Annotated in this window: 13 protein-coding genes; 6 read left to right on the top strand and 7 right to left on the bottom strand. The window is 42.9% G+C overall.

The annotated features are described in order from the left end of the window. Window positions 1-30 precede the first annotated feature (30 nt). Window positions 31-417 carry an SMU1112c/YaeR family gloxylase I-like metalloprotein gene (gene gloA2, locus IE222_RS04810; RefSeq protein ID WP_191270273.1) on the bottom strand — a complete coding sequence of 129 codons (387 nt, stop codon included), beginning with the start codon at window positions 415-417 and terminating at the stop codon, window positions 31-33. A 238-nt stretch (window positions 418-655) separates the two neighbouring features. Beyond that, the gene (wecB, locus tag IE222_RS04805) at window positions 656-1,807 is read right to left on the bottom strand and encodes a non-hydrolyzing UDP-N-acetylglucosamine 2-epimerase (protein ID WP_191270855.1); all 1,152 of its coding nucleotides are present in this window, start codon (window positions 1,805-1,807) and stop codon (window positions 656-658) included. 228 nt (window positions 1,808-2,035) lie between these two features. Between wecB and zupT the strand changes: the two genes are divergently transcribed. Further along, window positions 2,036-2,845 (top strand): zinc transporter ZupT, encoded by an 810-nt coding sequence (zupT, locus tag IE222_RS04800; RefSeq protein WP_191270271.1) that lies wholly within the window; start codon window positions 2,036-2,038, stop codon window positions 2,843-2,845. Window positions 2,846-3,478: 633 nt separating this feature from the next. Further along, window positions 3,479-3,757 carry a hypothetical protein gene (locus IE222_RS04795; protein ID WP_191270270.1) on the top strand — a complete coding sequence of 93 codons (279 nt, stop codon included), beginning with the start codon at window positions 3,479-3,481 and terminating at the stop codon, window positions 3,755-3,757. 88 nt (window positions 3,758-3,845) lie between these two features. Here the strand turns inward: IE222_RS04795 and IE222_RS04790 are convergent, their stop codons facing one another. Both IE222_RS04790 and IE222_RS04785 read right to left on the bottom strand, forming a co-directional pair. Further along, window positions 3,846-4,286 carry a ferritin-like domain-containing protein gene (locus IE222_RS04790; protein ID WP_191270268.1) on the bottom strand — a complete coding sequence of 147 codons (441 nt, stop codon included), beginning with the start codon at window positions 4,284-4,286 and terminating at the stop codon, window positions 3,846-3,848. Window positions 4,287-4,537: 251 nt separating this feature from the next. Continuing rightward, window positions 4,538-5,281 (bottom strand): SGNH/GDSL hydrolase family protein, encoded by a 744-nt coding sequence (locus IE222_RS04785; protein WP_191270266.1) that lies wholly within the window; start codon window positions 5,279-5,281, stop codon window positions 4,538-4,540. 310 nt (window positions 5,282-5,591) lie between these two features. Between IE222_RS04785 and ilvB the strand changes: the two genes are divergently transcribed. Beyond that, complete coding sequence (gene ilvB / locus IE222_RS04780; RefSeq protein WP_191270264.1) at window positions 5,592-7,286, top strand: biosynthetic-type acetolactate synthase large subunit; 1,695 nt, start codon at window positions 5,592-5,594, stop codon at window positions 7,284-7,286. Between the two features lie 52 nt (window positions 7,287-7,338). Here ilvB and IE222_RS04775 read toward each other — a convergent pair whose 3' ends face one another. Both IE222_RS04775 and IE222_RS04770 read right to left on the bottom strand, forming a co-directional pair. Beyond that, window positions 7,339-8,184 (bottom strand): YitT family protein, encoded by an 846-nt coding sequence (locus tag IE222_RS04775; protein WP_191270854.1) that lies wholly within the window; start codon window positions 8,182-8,184, stop codon window positions 7,339-7,341. 155 nt (window positions 8,185-8,339) lie between these two features. After that, on the bottom strand, window positions 8,340-8,891 hold the full coding sequence (locus tag IE222_RS04770; protein ID WP_223282578.1) for a GbsR/MarR family transcriptional regulator: 552 nt from the start codon (window positions 8,889-8,891) through the stop codon (window positions 8,340-8,342). A 310-nt stretch (window positions 8,892-9,201) separates the two neighbouring features. On the opposite strand from IE222_RS04770, the gene IE222_RS04765 reads away from it, so the two are divergent. Genes IE222_RS04765 through IE222_RS04755 form a run of 3 tightly spaced genes read left to right on the top strand, consistent with a single transcriptional unit; the run spans window position 9,202 to window position 12,375 of the window. Continuing rightward, window positions 9,202-10,614: a quaternary amine ABC transporter ATP-binding protein gene (locus IE222_RS04765; protein ID WP_191270262.1), complete on the top strand. Its 1,413-nt coding sequence runs from the start codon at window positions 9,202-9,204 to the stop codon at window positions 10,612-10,614. Window position 10,615: 1 nt separating this feature from the next. Beyond that, window positions 10,616-11,467 (top strand): ABC transporter permease, encoded by an 852-nt coding sequence (locus IE222_RS04760; protein WP_191270260.1) that lies wholly within the window; start codon window positions 10,616-10,618, stop codon window positions 11,465-11,467. Then, a complete protein-coding gene (locus IE222_RS04755; protein ID WP_370465007.1) occupies window positions 11,467-12,375 on the top strand; it encodes a glycine betaine ABC transporter substrate-binding protein in 909 nt (302 codons plus the stop codon). The genes IE222_RS04760 and IE222_RS04755 overlap by 1 nt, the downstream gene beginning before the upstream one ends. Window positions 12,376-12,556: 181 nt before the next feature. On the opposite strand, the gene IE222_RS04750 is transcribed toward IE222_RS04755, so the two are convergent. Then, entirely contained in the window at window positions 12,557-14,551 is a 1,995-nt protein-coding gene (locus IE222_RS04750; RefSeq protein WP_223282594.1) for a bifunctional 2',3'-cyclic-nucleotide 2'-phosphodiesterase/3'-nucleotidase, read from the bottom strand. Between the last annotated feature and the right edge of the window lie 45 nt (window positions 14,552-14,596).

Here is a 14,596-nt window from a genome sequence, read left to right as displayed (position 1 = left end):
GCCTGACACCGTTAACTCTATTTACAATTTCTAAGACTCGTAAAGTTCAATAGGCAGACCGTCCGGGTCGGAGAAGAAGGTGAACTTTTTGTTGGTGACAGGGTCAATCCGGATGGGCTCGGGAGTTAATTGCTGCTTCATTAGATAGGAGACGGCTTCTTCTATGTTTTCTACTTCAAAGGCGATATGCCTTAATCCGGCTGCTTCTGGATAGCTTGGTCTTTCAGGTGGATCTGGAAAGGAAAACAGTTCAATTTGGTATTGCCCTCCTACTTCCAAATCCAGCTTATAAGAATCTCTCTCAGTGCGATAAACCTCCTTAATCGGTTTCAACCCCAGAACTCGCACATAAAAGTCTTTTGACACTTCATAATTAGAACAAATAATGGCTACATGATGGATTTTCTTTAATTTCATAAGATTTATCCCCTCGTTTCAGACTCATAATCTATTTGATCTTCTTTTAATTATAAATGCCCCTTGTCCAATCTACTTGACAGAAGGGGCATTAAAATCCTTTATACTTTAAAGCATTGCAACCATCCATACAGTTCTATCCAAAATCAGTAAAACTGGCCATCCTAGGCGGACAAATCACCCAAAATATCCACGAATGGTGCCTGACACCATTCATTCAACATTATTGATAACGGCGTTATTTCCCTCTAAAATCGGCAGGCCTTTGCTCAAGTTGACCAAAGTGGTAGAGGATGGCGTCGACAATGCGGCTGGAGGCATGGCCGTCGCCGTACGGGTTGTAGGCTTTGGCCATTTTGTCGTGGGCTGCCAGATCTGACAATAGCTCATCCGCCAATTCAAAGATAGTTTCTTCATTCGTGCCTGCGAGCTTCAATGTCCCTGCCATGATCCCTTCTGGGCGCTCTGTAGTGTCCCGGAGCACTAATACTGGAACTCCAAGCGAAGGCGCCTCTTCTTGGATGCCCCCCGAGTCAGTTAAAATGAGATACGCCCTTTCGGCAAAGTTATGGAAGTCAATCACATCTAGTGGTTCAATAAGGTGAATGCGACCATTGTCCCCGAGCACCCGGTCGGCAATTTCCCGTACAACCGGATTCATATGGACAGGGTATACCACCTGGATATCCTCATGCTTTTCCACCAACCGGCGAATTGCGCGGAACATATTTTCCATAGGTTCCCCTAGGTTTTCCCTTCGGTGCGCCGTCATTAACACCAATCGGTCATTGCCCACCTTATCTAAAACAGAATGCGAATACTGATTCCTCACTGTTGTTTTTAAAGCATCAATCGCTGTATTACCGGTAATAAAAATGTCAGCTTCCGATTTACTTTCTACTAAAAGATTTTCCTTCGCCTGTACGGTTGGAGCAAAATGCAAATCAGCCAGAACCCCCGTCAGCTGCCGGTTCATCTCTTCAGGGTACGGCGAGAACTTGTTGTGTGTTCTAAGCCCTGCCTCCACATGACCAACCGGAATCTGCTGGTAAAACGCCGCCAGACTTGCCACAAAGGTTGTAGTCGTATCACCATGGACTAATACAATGTCCGGCTTAGCCTCTGCGAACACCCGGGTCAGCCCCTCAAGGCTTCGAGTGGTCACGTCCACTAACGTTTGTCTTTCCTTCATAATATTTAAATCATAATCTGGTACTATTTCAAAGATATGCAGCACTTGGTCTAGCATTTGACGATGCTGTGCTGTCACAGTTACAATTGATTTAATTTTTTCGGGGTATTTTTCTAATTCTTTTACAAGCGGTGCCATTTTAATGGCTTCAGGCCTGGTTCCAAAAACCGTCATGACTTTTAACGGATTCTTTTTCATAAAAACCTCCAAGTGGTTCTGCTTAATTTTTAGAAGATGATCAGTGATTCTCACTAACATGATAACAAATTTGCGGTGGGTGGGAAAAGCAATCGGCGGGGCTGCTCTACGCTGATTGTAACAATCAATTTGTTTCTCTTAGGAAACATTTCTGTGTCTAGACATATAAAATATAATTAAACCTGTCGTATTCGATTAATACCATTCCATAAAGGAAGTGAAATAAAGGTGACTGAGAATCTGCTTTTAGCTTTTGGCCTAACATTATTTGCAGGGCTCGCAACAGGGATTGGAAGTCTTCTTGCGTTTTTTACATCGCAAACGAATACTAAATTTCTCTCTGTTACCCTAGGATTTTCTGCCGGGGTTATGATTTACGTGTCAATGATTGAGATTTATGTTAAGGCAAAGGATGCGCTTGTTCATTCGATGGGGACTGTTCCAGGAAACTGGCTGACCGCAGGCGGATTTTTCGCGGGAATGCTCTTGATTGCAGGCATCGACAAATTTATCCCGAAGCAAAGCAATCCGCATGAACTTCGAACTGTTGAAGATATGTCGTCCCCCGGCAGCACAGATAAGCAGCCAGACCTTTTAATAATGGGGACGTTTACCGCACTGGCCATCGGCATTCATAATTTTCCTGAAGGGATCGCCACCTTTACCTCTGCACTGCAGGACCCGAAGCTTGGAATCGCCATCGCCGTAGCTATTGCGATTCACAACGTTCCCGAGGGGATTGCCGTTTCTGTCCCTGTATATTTTGCAACTGGTGATAAAAAAAGAGCTTTTAAACTATCATTTTTGTCCGGATTGTCAGAACCAATCGGCGCATTGGTCGCTTATCTCTTTTTAATGCCTTTTCTAAATGAAGTAATGTTTGGGGTTATTTTTGCAGCCGTCGCAGGTATTATGGTGTTTATTTCACTTGATGAGCTTTTGCCTGCTGCAAAAAGATATGACGAAGCCCATCTGTCTATTTACGGATTAATCGGCGGGATGGCCGTCATGGCGCTGAGTTTGCTGATGTTTATTTAAAAATTGGTAAGTTGTTAGAATCAAGCCGGCTTCGTCCCATAGAATTTTCTGCTATGGGACTGTTCTAATTAAAAACTTATTAGATTTGTCCCATAGGACCTTACTATGGGACTGTTTTTCTTAAAACCTTTATATGGTTTGTCCCATAGAACTTCCCTATAGGACTGTTTTTCTTAAAACCTCATTTGGTTTGTCTCATAGAACTCCGCTATGGGACTGTTTTTCTTAAAACCTCCGATTGTTTGTCCCATAGAACTCCGCTATGGGACTGTTTTTCTTAAACCACATCTGGTTTGTCTCATAGAACTTCGCTTCAGGATATTTTTTCCAAAAATTGCCGTTCTCCCAAAAAAGCTTGTCCGTCGGTGAAGAATTCATATATTGTTTGTAATGGTATGAAGGCGGGTCGGGAAAATAGGATAGAACTGGTTTGGGGTTAACGAGCGGAATTTTTCGCCGTAATACATAGATTTTTCATATGAAATAGCACTTCCTCCAAATGTAACAAAACGTTCAAGCCCTGTTTTTGTTATAGGAGAGGGTAGTAAAAAAGCAACAAGCCCTCCACCCCTTTTCCAAGTATAAAAGTCCCTAACCGCTAATATTTATTACTATAGCTTTCAACAAGGGGGAGTGTCTCTGAAAAGTGTTAGATTCATTCAAAGGATTGTTGGTGTTCTTTTTTTAGCTGGCGGAATATACCTTATTTTTGTAACTCAGGAGTTTTTTGGTACCATATTAATCATATTGGCGTTTTTAATCTTCCCTACTGTCGGGAAAAAAGGGAATTCTGATTACAACGAACAAGTTTATGAGCAAGAACGATACAATGAAGCGACTAACGATCATGATAATTCCTATGGAGGCGGAGATTCAGATGGCAGTAATGATTCAGGCGGAGGCGGGGACTAAGAAACTGGCCGCTTTCCTATCTTCTTATAAAATTAAAAAGCCCTTGCCTGCTTGAATAACCAAGTAGACAGGGGCTTTTTTACAGCAGTTACTTTGCTTTTGAAAAAAAATACAAAAACCAAACCGCATGATTTTGCTCATCTATTGCGGCTCTTCGAAAAGCACCTTTTATGAACTGATCCGTTGCAACGTCGGCAATTTCCATATAAAAGTCCACCGTTTTTTGCTCATCCTGAAGTGCAAATTCCAAGCCTGGGCGATAATGTCCAGGACATTGCTCCACAATTTTGGGCTGTGGGAGCCTTCCTGTCAGCTGGCGGTAAATCTGGACAAACTGTTGATAATGTTTAATTTCATCCTGCCGAATCTCCAGAATTCGCTCCCGTTCTTTCTGATTCGGAGCTAAATTCGCCAGCTTGGCATAGCAGTCAATTGCACTATACTCACCATTGATAGCTTTTTCAATGTCATCGATAAATTTGTTAGACTGCCTATATAAAGCATCGTGGTAGTTGGTAAAAGGATACATTAGGCGGCACCCCCTGTTTTTCTTATATTCTTTATTATCATACTGCTAGGCATGGGGCAGTGTGCATATAACTGTCATTTGAAAAAATTTAGCGCACGACTTTTTTACGAAAAAAACCGTGTAAATCTCCAAAATCTATGATATTTCCTGGGAAACTTGCAACTTTCGACATTTCCGAAGACAAAAAAAGAAGTAACTTTCCCCTTTAATTCTAAGATAGGGAACGTTACCTCAATACTACAGTACATACTTTATTTCAAATTATTCTTGCTTTTATCAATGACTTTCCAAAATTCCTTTGCGACAATCTGGTACCCTTCTTCACTTAAATGGATGTTTGAAGGGTTAGGCAGATAGGTTTCGTAATCTTTGGCGATGATCTTAGAGATAGGGACAAAAGTATCTCCGTTTGTCTTGGTAACTTGTTCAATATTGTAATTTAGTACATCCAACACGGACAATAGTACTGCCTGCTGGTCTGCAGGTAAATAAGGGAATGTGTTGTAATAACCCATTACATATACTTTGGCGTTTGGATTTATGGTACCAATGGTTTGTAAAATGGTATAGATATTAAACGCAGCGCTTTTAATTGCGCTTGGTACGATTTGGGTTTTACCAGTAGGGTCCTCCTTTAGTGCTGCAAGTATATCGTTTCCACCGATATCAATGGTAATGAATTCTGCATCTTTAATTTTTGCCTGGACATCCTCTCTACCAAGGACATCATTTAGTAGGTGCACAGATGTATAGCCTGGCACCGCAAAATTTTTATACCCAACCGTATACTGCGATTGTTCAAAACGCTCTTTAAGATATACTGGATACCCTATGCCTGGTTTATTATCAGGCGTAAACCCAGCAGCAAGCGAATCGCCTAGCGCTACATAGTCAATTACCTTTTTTTCAGGACCCTTGGCAAAAGCAGTAACCGGTAAAGAAACAAGTAATGCACCCACCAATACTAAACTTTTAAACTTTTTACCAACCTTCATAAGACCCCTCCTAAATGCGTTATAAGGAACATATTAATCATAACAGAGCACTACAATCGTTCACAATCGGGAACGTATAAATATTTATTAAACTCTGTTCACCTCAGGCTTACAAATGTCCACGAGTGGTGTCAGGCACCAAAAAAGGTAACAAAAAAGGCAGCAAGAAGGCACCAAATAGACCCTAAAAAAGATACCATACAAAACACTAAGAAACATTAAAACCTGTTCACCCCATGATTTATCTCACATACAAACATTGTTTAATAATTTAAAATATTCCTTAAAACTTTAGAAATCAGGTGAAGGGATGTCATTATTTAAGGGGTTTACAAGGATTCAAACATTATTTGAGTCATTGAGCTTGCTTGGTGTGGATTGCGTGTTTGGTTGTGTTGATGAGCGGCTTTTGCCGCTGTCTCCCCAATCTACAGAAGGCGCAGCAATCCGTTATTATCAATTAATGCATGAGCAGGCAGCGGTTCATGCGGCAGACGGGTATGCCCGAGCTACAGGGAAACCGGGTGTGGTATTTTTAACAACCGCTTCAGGGATCACAAATGCTATCACGGGAATTGCCACAGCATATAGCGACTCCGTTCCAATTGTGGTAATTGCAGGGCAGCTGCTTCCTAGTCCGCTGCCAAAAGAAGCAATGCAGGAGCTAGATATTGGCGGTGTCATGATGCCAATTACAAAGTATGCTTGTACCATTAACACTAACAACCAGTCTGATGTTTCCATGGTACTAAAAAACGCGTTAACAATTTCTTCAGATGGAAGACCGGGGCCCGTTTTAGTAGAAATAACAAAGGCAGAAACACCGGGATCATCTGAGGAAACTTTAAACAACAGCCGCCTGACCAGAACAATCGCTACTAGACCGATTATGGAAAAATCACTTGAATCAGCAAAACAGTTAATTGAAAACGCGAGAAAACCAGTACTTTTTATCGGCGGCGGGGTGATTGCCGCGGATGCAGCTGAAGATCTACGGGAGATTGCTGAAAAGACACACATCCCTGTCGCTAGTTCATTGTTGGGAATCGGGGCGATGGATGCAGGAAACCCGCTATTCCTAGGAATGCTTGGAATGCATGGAACATTTGCCGCAAACAAGGCAGTCCACCATTGTGATCTATTGATAAGTATCGGGGTTCGTTTCAGTGACCGTGTGACCGGAAAAATCAGCGGATTTTCACCAAAGTCGAAAAAGATTCATGTGGATGTCGACCCTGCGGAAATTAATAAAATTATTTCCGTCGACCTGCCGATTGTCAGTGATGCAAAAGAATTTTTGTCTGTACTAAAAGATTTACTGAATTATCGAAAAATAAGGGAAAACTCAGAACATTGGACAAATGAGGTAGTTGAATGGACGCGAACTGTTCCGCGCTTTGATAAATCAAATAGCGTATTAAGCCCGCAGTCAGTGATTCGTATGCTTAACGAATATGCGGACAAGGATACAATCGTGGTAACCGATGTCGGGCAGCATCAAATTTGGACCGCACATCATTATTCTTTTTCCAAACCTCGGACATTGCTTACATCTGGCGGTTTAGGCACGATGGGATACGGACTTCCTGCTGCGATTGGTGCGGCGGGTGCATATCCAAGGAAATCCGTTATTTGTGTATCGGGTGATGGCAGCTTTCAAATGAATCTGCAAGAGTTGATAACAGCTGTAAAATACCAGCTGCCAATTAAAATTGCCATCTTAAATAACGGCTACTTAGGAATGGTACGGCAGTGGCAGGAATTGTTTTACCAAGGGCGTTATTCGGAAGTAAAAATGTCCTCACCGAACTTTACGAAGCTCGCAAATGCCTACGGCGCTGCAGGATTTTCGGCCCATACCGAAGAAGAGGCTAAACGTGTCATGGGCGAGGCATTCCATTGTAATGGACCAGTCCTAATGGAATTTGATGTCGTCGAAGAAGAAAACGTCTACCCAATGGTCCCGCCCAATCACAACAACCACCAAACAATTCTCTCAAGATAGACCTTGGGAAATATGATGGGAAATGGTGCCTGACACCCTATCAGGCACCAATCTAGTTGGAAGAGGTAGCTTTGTAACCTTTACGCATTAATTCATGTACATTATGGACAGTGACATAGGCGAGTTCGTCGATTTCTCGGATGATGTGTTTTAACTGGACGATTTCCTGTTTGTTGATTACGAGGTATAAGACCTTTTTGTCTTGTCCGGTGTAGCCGCCATGGCCATCTAACACAGTGAGACCGCGTGACATTTTTTCTGTAATATGATTCAACACCTGTTCCGGCTCATTGGAAATAATCAACACAGCAACTCGTTCGTCCCATCCCTCAACGATAAAGTCAATTGCTTTTGCTCCAATATACACCACGAGAAGCGTATACATCGCTTTTTCTAAGCCAATGACAAATACTGAACCAGCAACCACTGCAACATCCATAATCAGCATCGCTTTGGCAATGCTCCAGCCAAAATATTGGTTCGCCAGCTGAGCTAAGATCGTGGTACCGCCTGAGGTTCCCCCTGAGCGGAAAATCAACCCTAAACCCGCGCCTACTAGGAAACCGGCAAACACCGAAGCAAGCAGCGTATCCCCGGTTAACTGTTTTCCAACATCCTCTGTTAAAAATAAAAACAGCGAGCAAGCGGCAATCGAAATCAGCGTGTAAATAAACGCCCTTTTTTCAAAAAACTTATAGCCGACAACAATAAGCACCGCGTTTATGACAAAGTTCACTACCCCCGGCGACCAATGGAATAGATAGTAGGTAACAATCGTAATCCCTAGAATGCCGCCCTCCGAAAGCATATTTGGAAGGGTAAAGTAATTTACACCAAGGGCAAATACGAAAGCACCGGCAAAAATCAATAATAAATCTTTCAATATTCTTTTCATAATAGGTCCATCCTGTATAAATATTTTTTATAAACCTATGATACAACAAGGGGGCAATTCGTGGAATAATAAAAGTTCTAGACTTGTACTTTATGTATTTTCCGAAAAAATCAAAAAATAAACAAAAAAAAAAAAACGGCAGCTTGCATCAGGCATCGCTACCGTTTTTTTGGGATAAAATTAAAAATATCTTTCGATTCGAAGCTGTCAACCAATCGGTTAATCCAGTCGTAGTATTCGAGAGCAGAGGTGAGTTTTTCAATATCCATCCTCGCTTGATCCTTTATATGCTCTTCTACATGCTCATCATTTATTAGTGATTGTAGTTCATTAAGAGATTTCTCCATAGCTGAAACATTAATCGATACTCCTGCCCGCCATTTGATCGTAAAAAAATCGATGAAGGTCTGGTACCAATCAGGCTCTGCCTGGTAGAGGTCCTTCCGCACCCCTTTTCGCCAAACTTTGCCGACCATTTTCAGATCCACCAGATTCCTTACAGATGTGCTCATGCTCGTCTTGCTCATGCCGAGCTCCACTTTCATTTCATCTAATGTCATAGGGTCTTCTTGAAAATATAATGCGCCATAAAGACGTCCAACGGATTCAGTTACTCCATATAAATGCATATTTTGCGAAATTGCATCAATTACCCGTTCACGGGCCTGTTCCAGCCTTTTCTCTCCGTGCATGTTTGTTTTCACACCCATTCCTATACGTGTCCTTTAATAGACTACCACGTTTCTTTTAAAAGTAAAGGACTCAAATCTGGAGGAATCAGGAGTTATTTGGAGCAATTGTAAGAATAACAATCATTCATTATGTACAGTTTTTTCTGTACGTACTTTACGAACGAATTTAACCGATTACCAACATTGCCAAATACATCCAAGGGGACCTACAATAGGAAGGTCACAATTAAATTGGTGTCAGGCACCATTGTTATGGGATGACATATTACTCTTTCGAATAGCAACATAATCAATCGAAAGGCACTACTTCGTGAAGGAAGGTGAGTTTATGAAGAAAATTGAGGTTCGCAATGTAACAAAGGTATTTGGAAAGTCGAAGAAGGCCATTCAGCTTTTACGGGATGGTGAGTCGAAGCAGACTATTTTGAAGAAGACTGGGGCAACCGTCGGAGTGAATCAGGCTAATTTCTCGGTAGAGGCTGGTGAAATTTTCGTAATCATGGGGTTATCCGGCAGCGGCAAGTCAACTTTAGTCCGAATGCTGAACCGCCTGATTGACCCGACTATTGGTGAAGTCCTCATTGATGGCCAGGATATCGTCAAAATGAACAAGGAACAGCTAAGGGAAGTCCGGCGTAAGAAAATCAGTATGGTCTTCCAAAAGTTTGCCCTTCTCCCCCATCGCACCGTTCTCGAAAACACCGAATACGGGTTAGAAATCCAAGGAGTTCCTAAGGACACTCGGACACAGAAAGCGATGGATGCTCTAAACCTTGTCGGGCTTGAAGGATACGAGAACCAGTATCCCGGACAGCTGAGTGGCGGAATGCAGCAAAGAGTTGGGCTTGCACGGGCCTTAGCCAATGATGCCGATATCCTGCTGATGGATGAAGCCTTTAGTGCACTCGATCCATTGATACGTAAGGATATGCAGGATGAGCTTCTCGAACTGCAAGCGAAAATGAAAAAAACAATCGTTTTCATCACTCATGATTTAGACGAGGCGCTGAGAATCGGCGACCGCATCGCCCTCATGAAGGATGGTTCCATCGTCCAGATTGGAACAGCGGAAGAAATCCTCATGAACCCATCGAACGACTATGTTGAGAGATTCGTAGAAGACGTTGACCTCTCTAAGGTGTTAACCGCCGGTCACGTCATGAAACGGGCTGAATCCGTTTCTATAGAAAAAGGTCCACGGGTTGCCTTGAAAAATATGAAGGAACTAGGAATCTCGAGTATTTATGTCGTGGATAAGAAGAAAACATTGCTTGGTGCGATTACCGCTGCCGATGCCAAATATGCACTTGAGCGTGGAGAAAAGCTGGCAGGTATTTTACAACAGGATGTTCCGACCGTCCTGCCGGATACCTTATTAACTGATTTATTTGAAAAAGTCTCTACTGCTACTATTCCGGTTTCTGTGGTAGACGAAAATAGAAGATTGCTGGGGATTTTAGTGAGAGGTGCCGTAATTGGTGCACTTGCCGGAAATAACATCGACTTGAATACGATAACTGATGTAAAAACGGAAGTCGCGGCGGGAAAGCTTGAGCGAACTAACCAAGGTGATGTGCCAGCCGTATCAGCTCAGGCAAAACCATTCAATGGGGACAATTTTTCAAGTACATTAGATCAACGAAGTAAAGGAAGCCTTCCAGATAACACCATCAAATTAAATTTTTCCGGCCGGATGAACGAAATAAATGATACGCCGAACTCTGACAGGGAGGTGAACTAAGATGGAAAATTGGTTACCAAAGCTGCCGATTGCTGATTGGGTAGACGTGTTTGTCACTTGGCTGACAACGAATCTTGATGCTGCTTTTTCCGGCATCACTAGTGTGTTAGAGGCGGTCGTCGAGGGAATGGTCGCTGGTTTCGGCTATATCCCTTCCTATGTATTTATGATTCTACTAACCTTAATCGCATGGAAAATTGCCAATAAAACGATTGCTCTTTTTACCCTTATCGGTTTATTTCTTATCTCTAACCTTGGCTACTGGGACCCCATGCTTGAGACGCTTGCACTTGTGTTAACAGCCGTTATCATTTCCATTCTTTTAGGAATCCCATTAGGTATTTGGGCATCGCAGAAGCAATCCGTAAGACAGGTGATCACCCCAATCTTAGACTTTATGCAAACAATGCCTGCCTTTGTTTACCTTATTCCAGCGATTTTCTTCTTTAATATTGGGGTTGTTCCTGGGGTCGTCGCATCGGTTATTTTTTCCATGCCGCCGACGATCAGGCTGACGATTCTTGGAATCCAGCAGGTCCCTGAGGATATTATAGAAGCAACTGAGGCATTTGGTTCGACCACAAGCCAGAGGTTGCTCAAGGTGCAGCTGCCGCTGGCAATGCCGACGATTATGGCCGGGATCAATCAAAGCATCATGCTTGCTTTGTCGATGGTCGTTATTGCCTCAATGGTTGGTGCTCCTGGGCTTGGTGCAGATGTATATCGCGCCGTTACCCAGATTCAGATTGGGAAAGGGTTCGAAGCGGGGCTGGCGATTGTCGTGATTGCGATAATTCTTGACCGCTTAACCCAGAATATTGGAAAAAGTAAAAAACATGGAGGTACTGCTTAATGCTTAAGATGAAAAAAAAATGGATGATGCCGGTACTTGCTGGACTTTTAACCATCGGGCTTGCTGCCTGCGGTTCGGATAAGACGGGCAGTGATAAAAAGGAAGCTGGTGCTTCGACGGTTGGTGAAGCTGTGGATTATAAAATTATCGGGATTGATCCCGGTGCGGGTCTGATGAAGGCAACTGCTAATGTTCTTGAGGACTACAAGTTGGACGATTGGAAGCTTGTTGAGGGTTCCAGTGCTGCGATGACCGCTGCTTTGAAAAAAGCTTATGATAAGCAGGAGCCGATTATTGTGACAGGCTGGACACCGCACTGGATGTTCGCCAAATTTGATTTGAAGTATCTCGAAGATCCAAAAGGTGTATACGGACCGGATGAGACGATTCATACAATTGTAAAAAAAGGACTGAAGGAAGATGCTCCAGTTGCCTATACAGTATTAGATCAATTCCACTGGACTCCGGACGATATGGCTGCTGTAATGAGCGCTATACAAAATGGCGAAAGACCTGAAGATGCTGCATCGAAATGGGTAGAGGACAATGAAGATAAGGTCGCAGAATGGACAAAAGGCGCAAGTAAAGTATCTGGGGACAAAATCACTCTCGGCTACGTGGCATGGGATAGTGAAATAGCCAGTACCAATGTAGTGGGGAAGGTTCTTGAGGATCTAGGGTATAAGGTTACACTTCGTCAGGTCGAAGCCGGGCCAATGTGGACCGGAGTTGCTGACGGAAGCTTAGACGCAATTGTCGCTGCTTGGCTCCCATCCACCCACGAAGACTACTACAAGAGATATGAAGCAAAAATTGAAGACCTAGGAGAAAACCTTGAAGGCACCAAACTAGGGCTTGTCGTCCCTGCCTACATGGACATCGACTCGATTGAGGATTTGAAAAAATAGGTTAGTATTAAGAATGGTATCAATGAGTGGTGTCAGGCACCACAAAAAGACATTTAAGGCAAATTGTCCATCTCAGGCGGACAATTTGCCATTTTTTGTGTCCGTTCCGGGCAGAATCGTGTCCACCGATGGCGTCAGGCACCAATTTCTATTCAATTTCTATTCAATTTCTATTCAATTTCTATTCGGTTAGGTCAATGGAATACAAGGCAAACCCGCTGTTTGACGGGCCTAGATATCTTATATCTTTGTATAGATTGATATAGTTCTTGGCTTTAGGTGATGAGTCAAAGACGGTTATTGTACTGCCTTTAAATTTTGCTATGGACCAGTTTTGGTCGGCAGATGGGTTAATCGTTATGTTCTTTTGAATATAGTTCATGAGAATCTGCCGGTTCTCGTCTGGTGATTTAACGATCGATTCACCCTCCTTAACTCCAGGAAACGTCGTGCTAGAAGCCCGGTAATTATTCGTGGCAACGATAAACTTTTGCTCCGCCATTATTGGTTTTCCTTGATAGCGAAGATTTATAATCCGGCTTGTACCGGCATTCACAACATTGCCAATAGCATCATATTTCGCGGGCTTCGTTACATCAAATTGGTACTCAATACCGTCAATCACATCAAAATTATATGAACGGAAATCAGGGTTAATTAACTGCTGTGGATCCCCGGTTTTAGATGGGTCTATTTGATTAAATTGTCCGGCACTCATCTCGAGCCATTCCTTTAGCTGTTCCCCGTTTACCAGCACCGCCTGAAGCGTATTCGGATACACATACAAATCCGCGACATTTTTAATTGCTAATGTACCCGCCGGAATATCGGTGTAATAATTTGGCCCGCCGCGCCCGCCTGCTTTAAATGGCGCAGCCGCTGATAAAACAGGAATCCCTGCATATTTTCTATAAGTTGAATCCCTTAATGTTTCCGCCAAGTAATCCATTTGCGCATTGTTCAAAATTTGCACCGATGGATCGTCCTTCACCAGGGCAAAATAGCTGAAAATAGGCGCCAAAGTTTCGCCGACAGGCCTGTTGACATATTCAATCGTAGCTTCATGCTCTGGTAAAATCGCATTCATTAATACCTTGTCTGTCTCCACAAGAGCATTGCCTTTTTCATCGGCAATCGGGCGTAGTGAGCTATGCCCATCCACAACCTGCCATTTTCCTTTTTTCTTTTGCAATTTCAGGTCAATAACTCCGAGATGGCTCCCAAATGAGCCAGGCATTACAACCGGCTTGCCATTAATTGTCCCCTTTTCCATGTTGGTATTAGGTAAATAATCATAATCTGATCCTGGGAAGAGATTATGCTGATGGCCTGTTAAAATGGCATCAATTCCTTCAATCTCAGTTAGATAGTATGTCGCGTTTTCCATTCCCGGCTTATAAGGAGCTGCACTGATTCCGGTATGAGCAAGAGCGACGATGACATCCGCCCCATTTTTTTTCATGACTGGAATCCATTCACGAGCCGATTCAACAATCGATTTTACCATCACTTTTCCTTCCAGATTCGCTTTATCCCATTCCATGATTTGCGGCGGCAAAAAACCAATGACTCCCACCTTGATTGTATGCTTTTTCCCCTTCTCATCTACGACCTTCTTTTTCAACATGACATATGGTTGAAAGTAAGGTTTATTTTTCCCATCGCTGACGTTTGCATCGTAGAGATTGGCACTGACAACCGGCATTTTAATGCCTCTTAATGCGTTGTTTAAAAAATCAAGTCCATAGTTGAATTCGTGATTGCCAAGGGTAATTGCGTCGTAGCCTAGCTGATTGAAAGCACGGTAAACAGGATGGACCTCCCCTTCCTTCAAACCTTTTACTTTTGCCACATAATCGCCCATTGGATTCCCTTGGATTTGATCGCCATTATCAAACAGCATAGAGTTTTTCACTTCATCACGCGCCTGCTTGATGAGTGTCGCTGTTTTCACCAAGCCAACCTTGTTATCCTCTTTTGTCTGATAATAATCATAATTTGCTAGGAATACATGGATATCTGTCGTCTCCAGTAAGCGGAGCTGCACCGTGCTCTCACCACCTTTGCTCTTATTGCTGACTACAGTTGGTCCCTTCTTTGCAGCCCATGCTGGGGAAAAAGAAAGCGAACCTGCCGCAATCACAAATATTACTATTAAAGCTAACAGCTTCTTCACCAATTAAAAATCCTCCCAAATGTTAAATTATACAATCGATAGTAT

Source organism: Neobacillus kokaensis (assembly GCF_014656545.1).
Taxonomy (GTDB): Bacteria; Bacillota; Bacilli; order Bacillales; family Cytobacillaceae; genus Neobacillus; species Neobacillus kokaensis.
This window is presented reverse-complemented; position numbering and strand designations above follow the sequence as displayed.

Excerpts from the sequence above, each read along its gene's own strand:
- gloA2 (WP_191270273.1), bottom strand. The coding sequence starts at position 417 with ATGAAATTAAAGAAAATCCATCATGTAGCCATTATTTGTTCTAATTAT.
- wecB (WP_191270855.1), bottom strand. The coding sequence starts at position 1,807 with ATGAAAAAGAATCCGTTAAAAGTCATGACGGTTTTTGGAACCAGGCCT.
- IE222_RS04790 (WP_191270268.1), bottom strand. The coding sequence starts at position 4,286 with ATGTATCCTTTTACCAACTACCACGATGCTTTATATAGGCAGTCTAAC.
- IE222_RS04785 (WP_191270266.1), bottom strand. The coding sequence starts at position 5,281 with ATGAAGGTTGGTAAAAAGTTTAAAAGTTTAGTATTGGTGGGTGCATTA.
- ilvB (WP_191270264.1), top strand. The coding sequence starts at position 5,592 with ATGTCATTATTTAAGGGGTTTACAAGGATTCAAACATTATTTGAGTCA.
- IE222_RS04770 (WP_223282578.1), bottom strand. The coding sequence starts at position 8,891 with ATGGGTGTGAAAACAAACATGCACGGAGAGAAAAGGCTGGAACAGGCC.
- IE222_RS04765 (WP_191270262.1), top strand. The coding sequence starts at position 9,202 with ATGAAGAAAATTGAGGTTCGCAATGTAACAAAGGTATTTGGAAAGTCG.
- IE222_RS04760 (WP_191270260.1), top strand. The coding sequence starts at position 10,616 with ATGGAAAATTGGTTACCAAAGCTGCCGATTGCTGATTGGGTAGACGTG.
- IE222_RS04755 (WP_370465007.1), top strand. The coding sequence starts at position 11,467 with ATGCTTAAGATGAAAAAAAAATGGATGATGCCGGTACTTGCTGGACTT.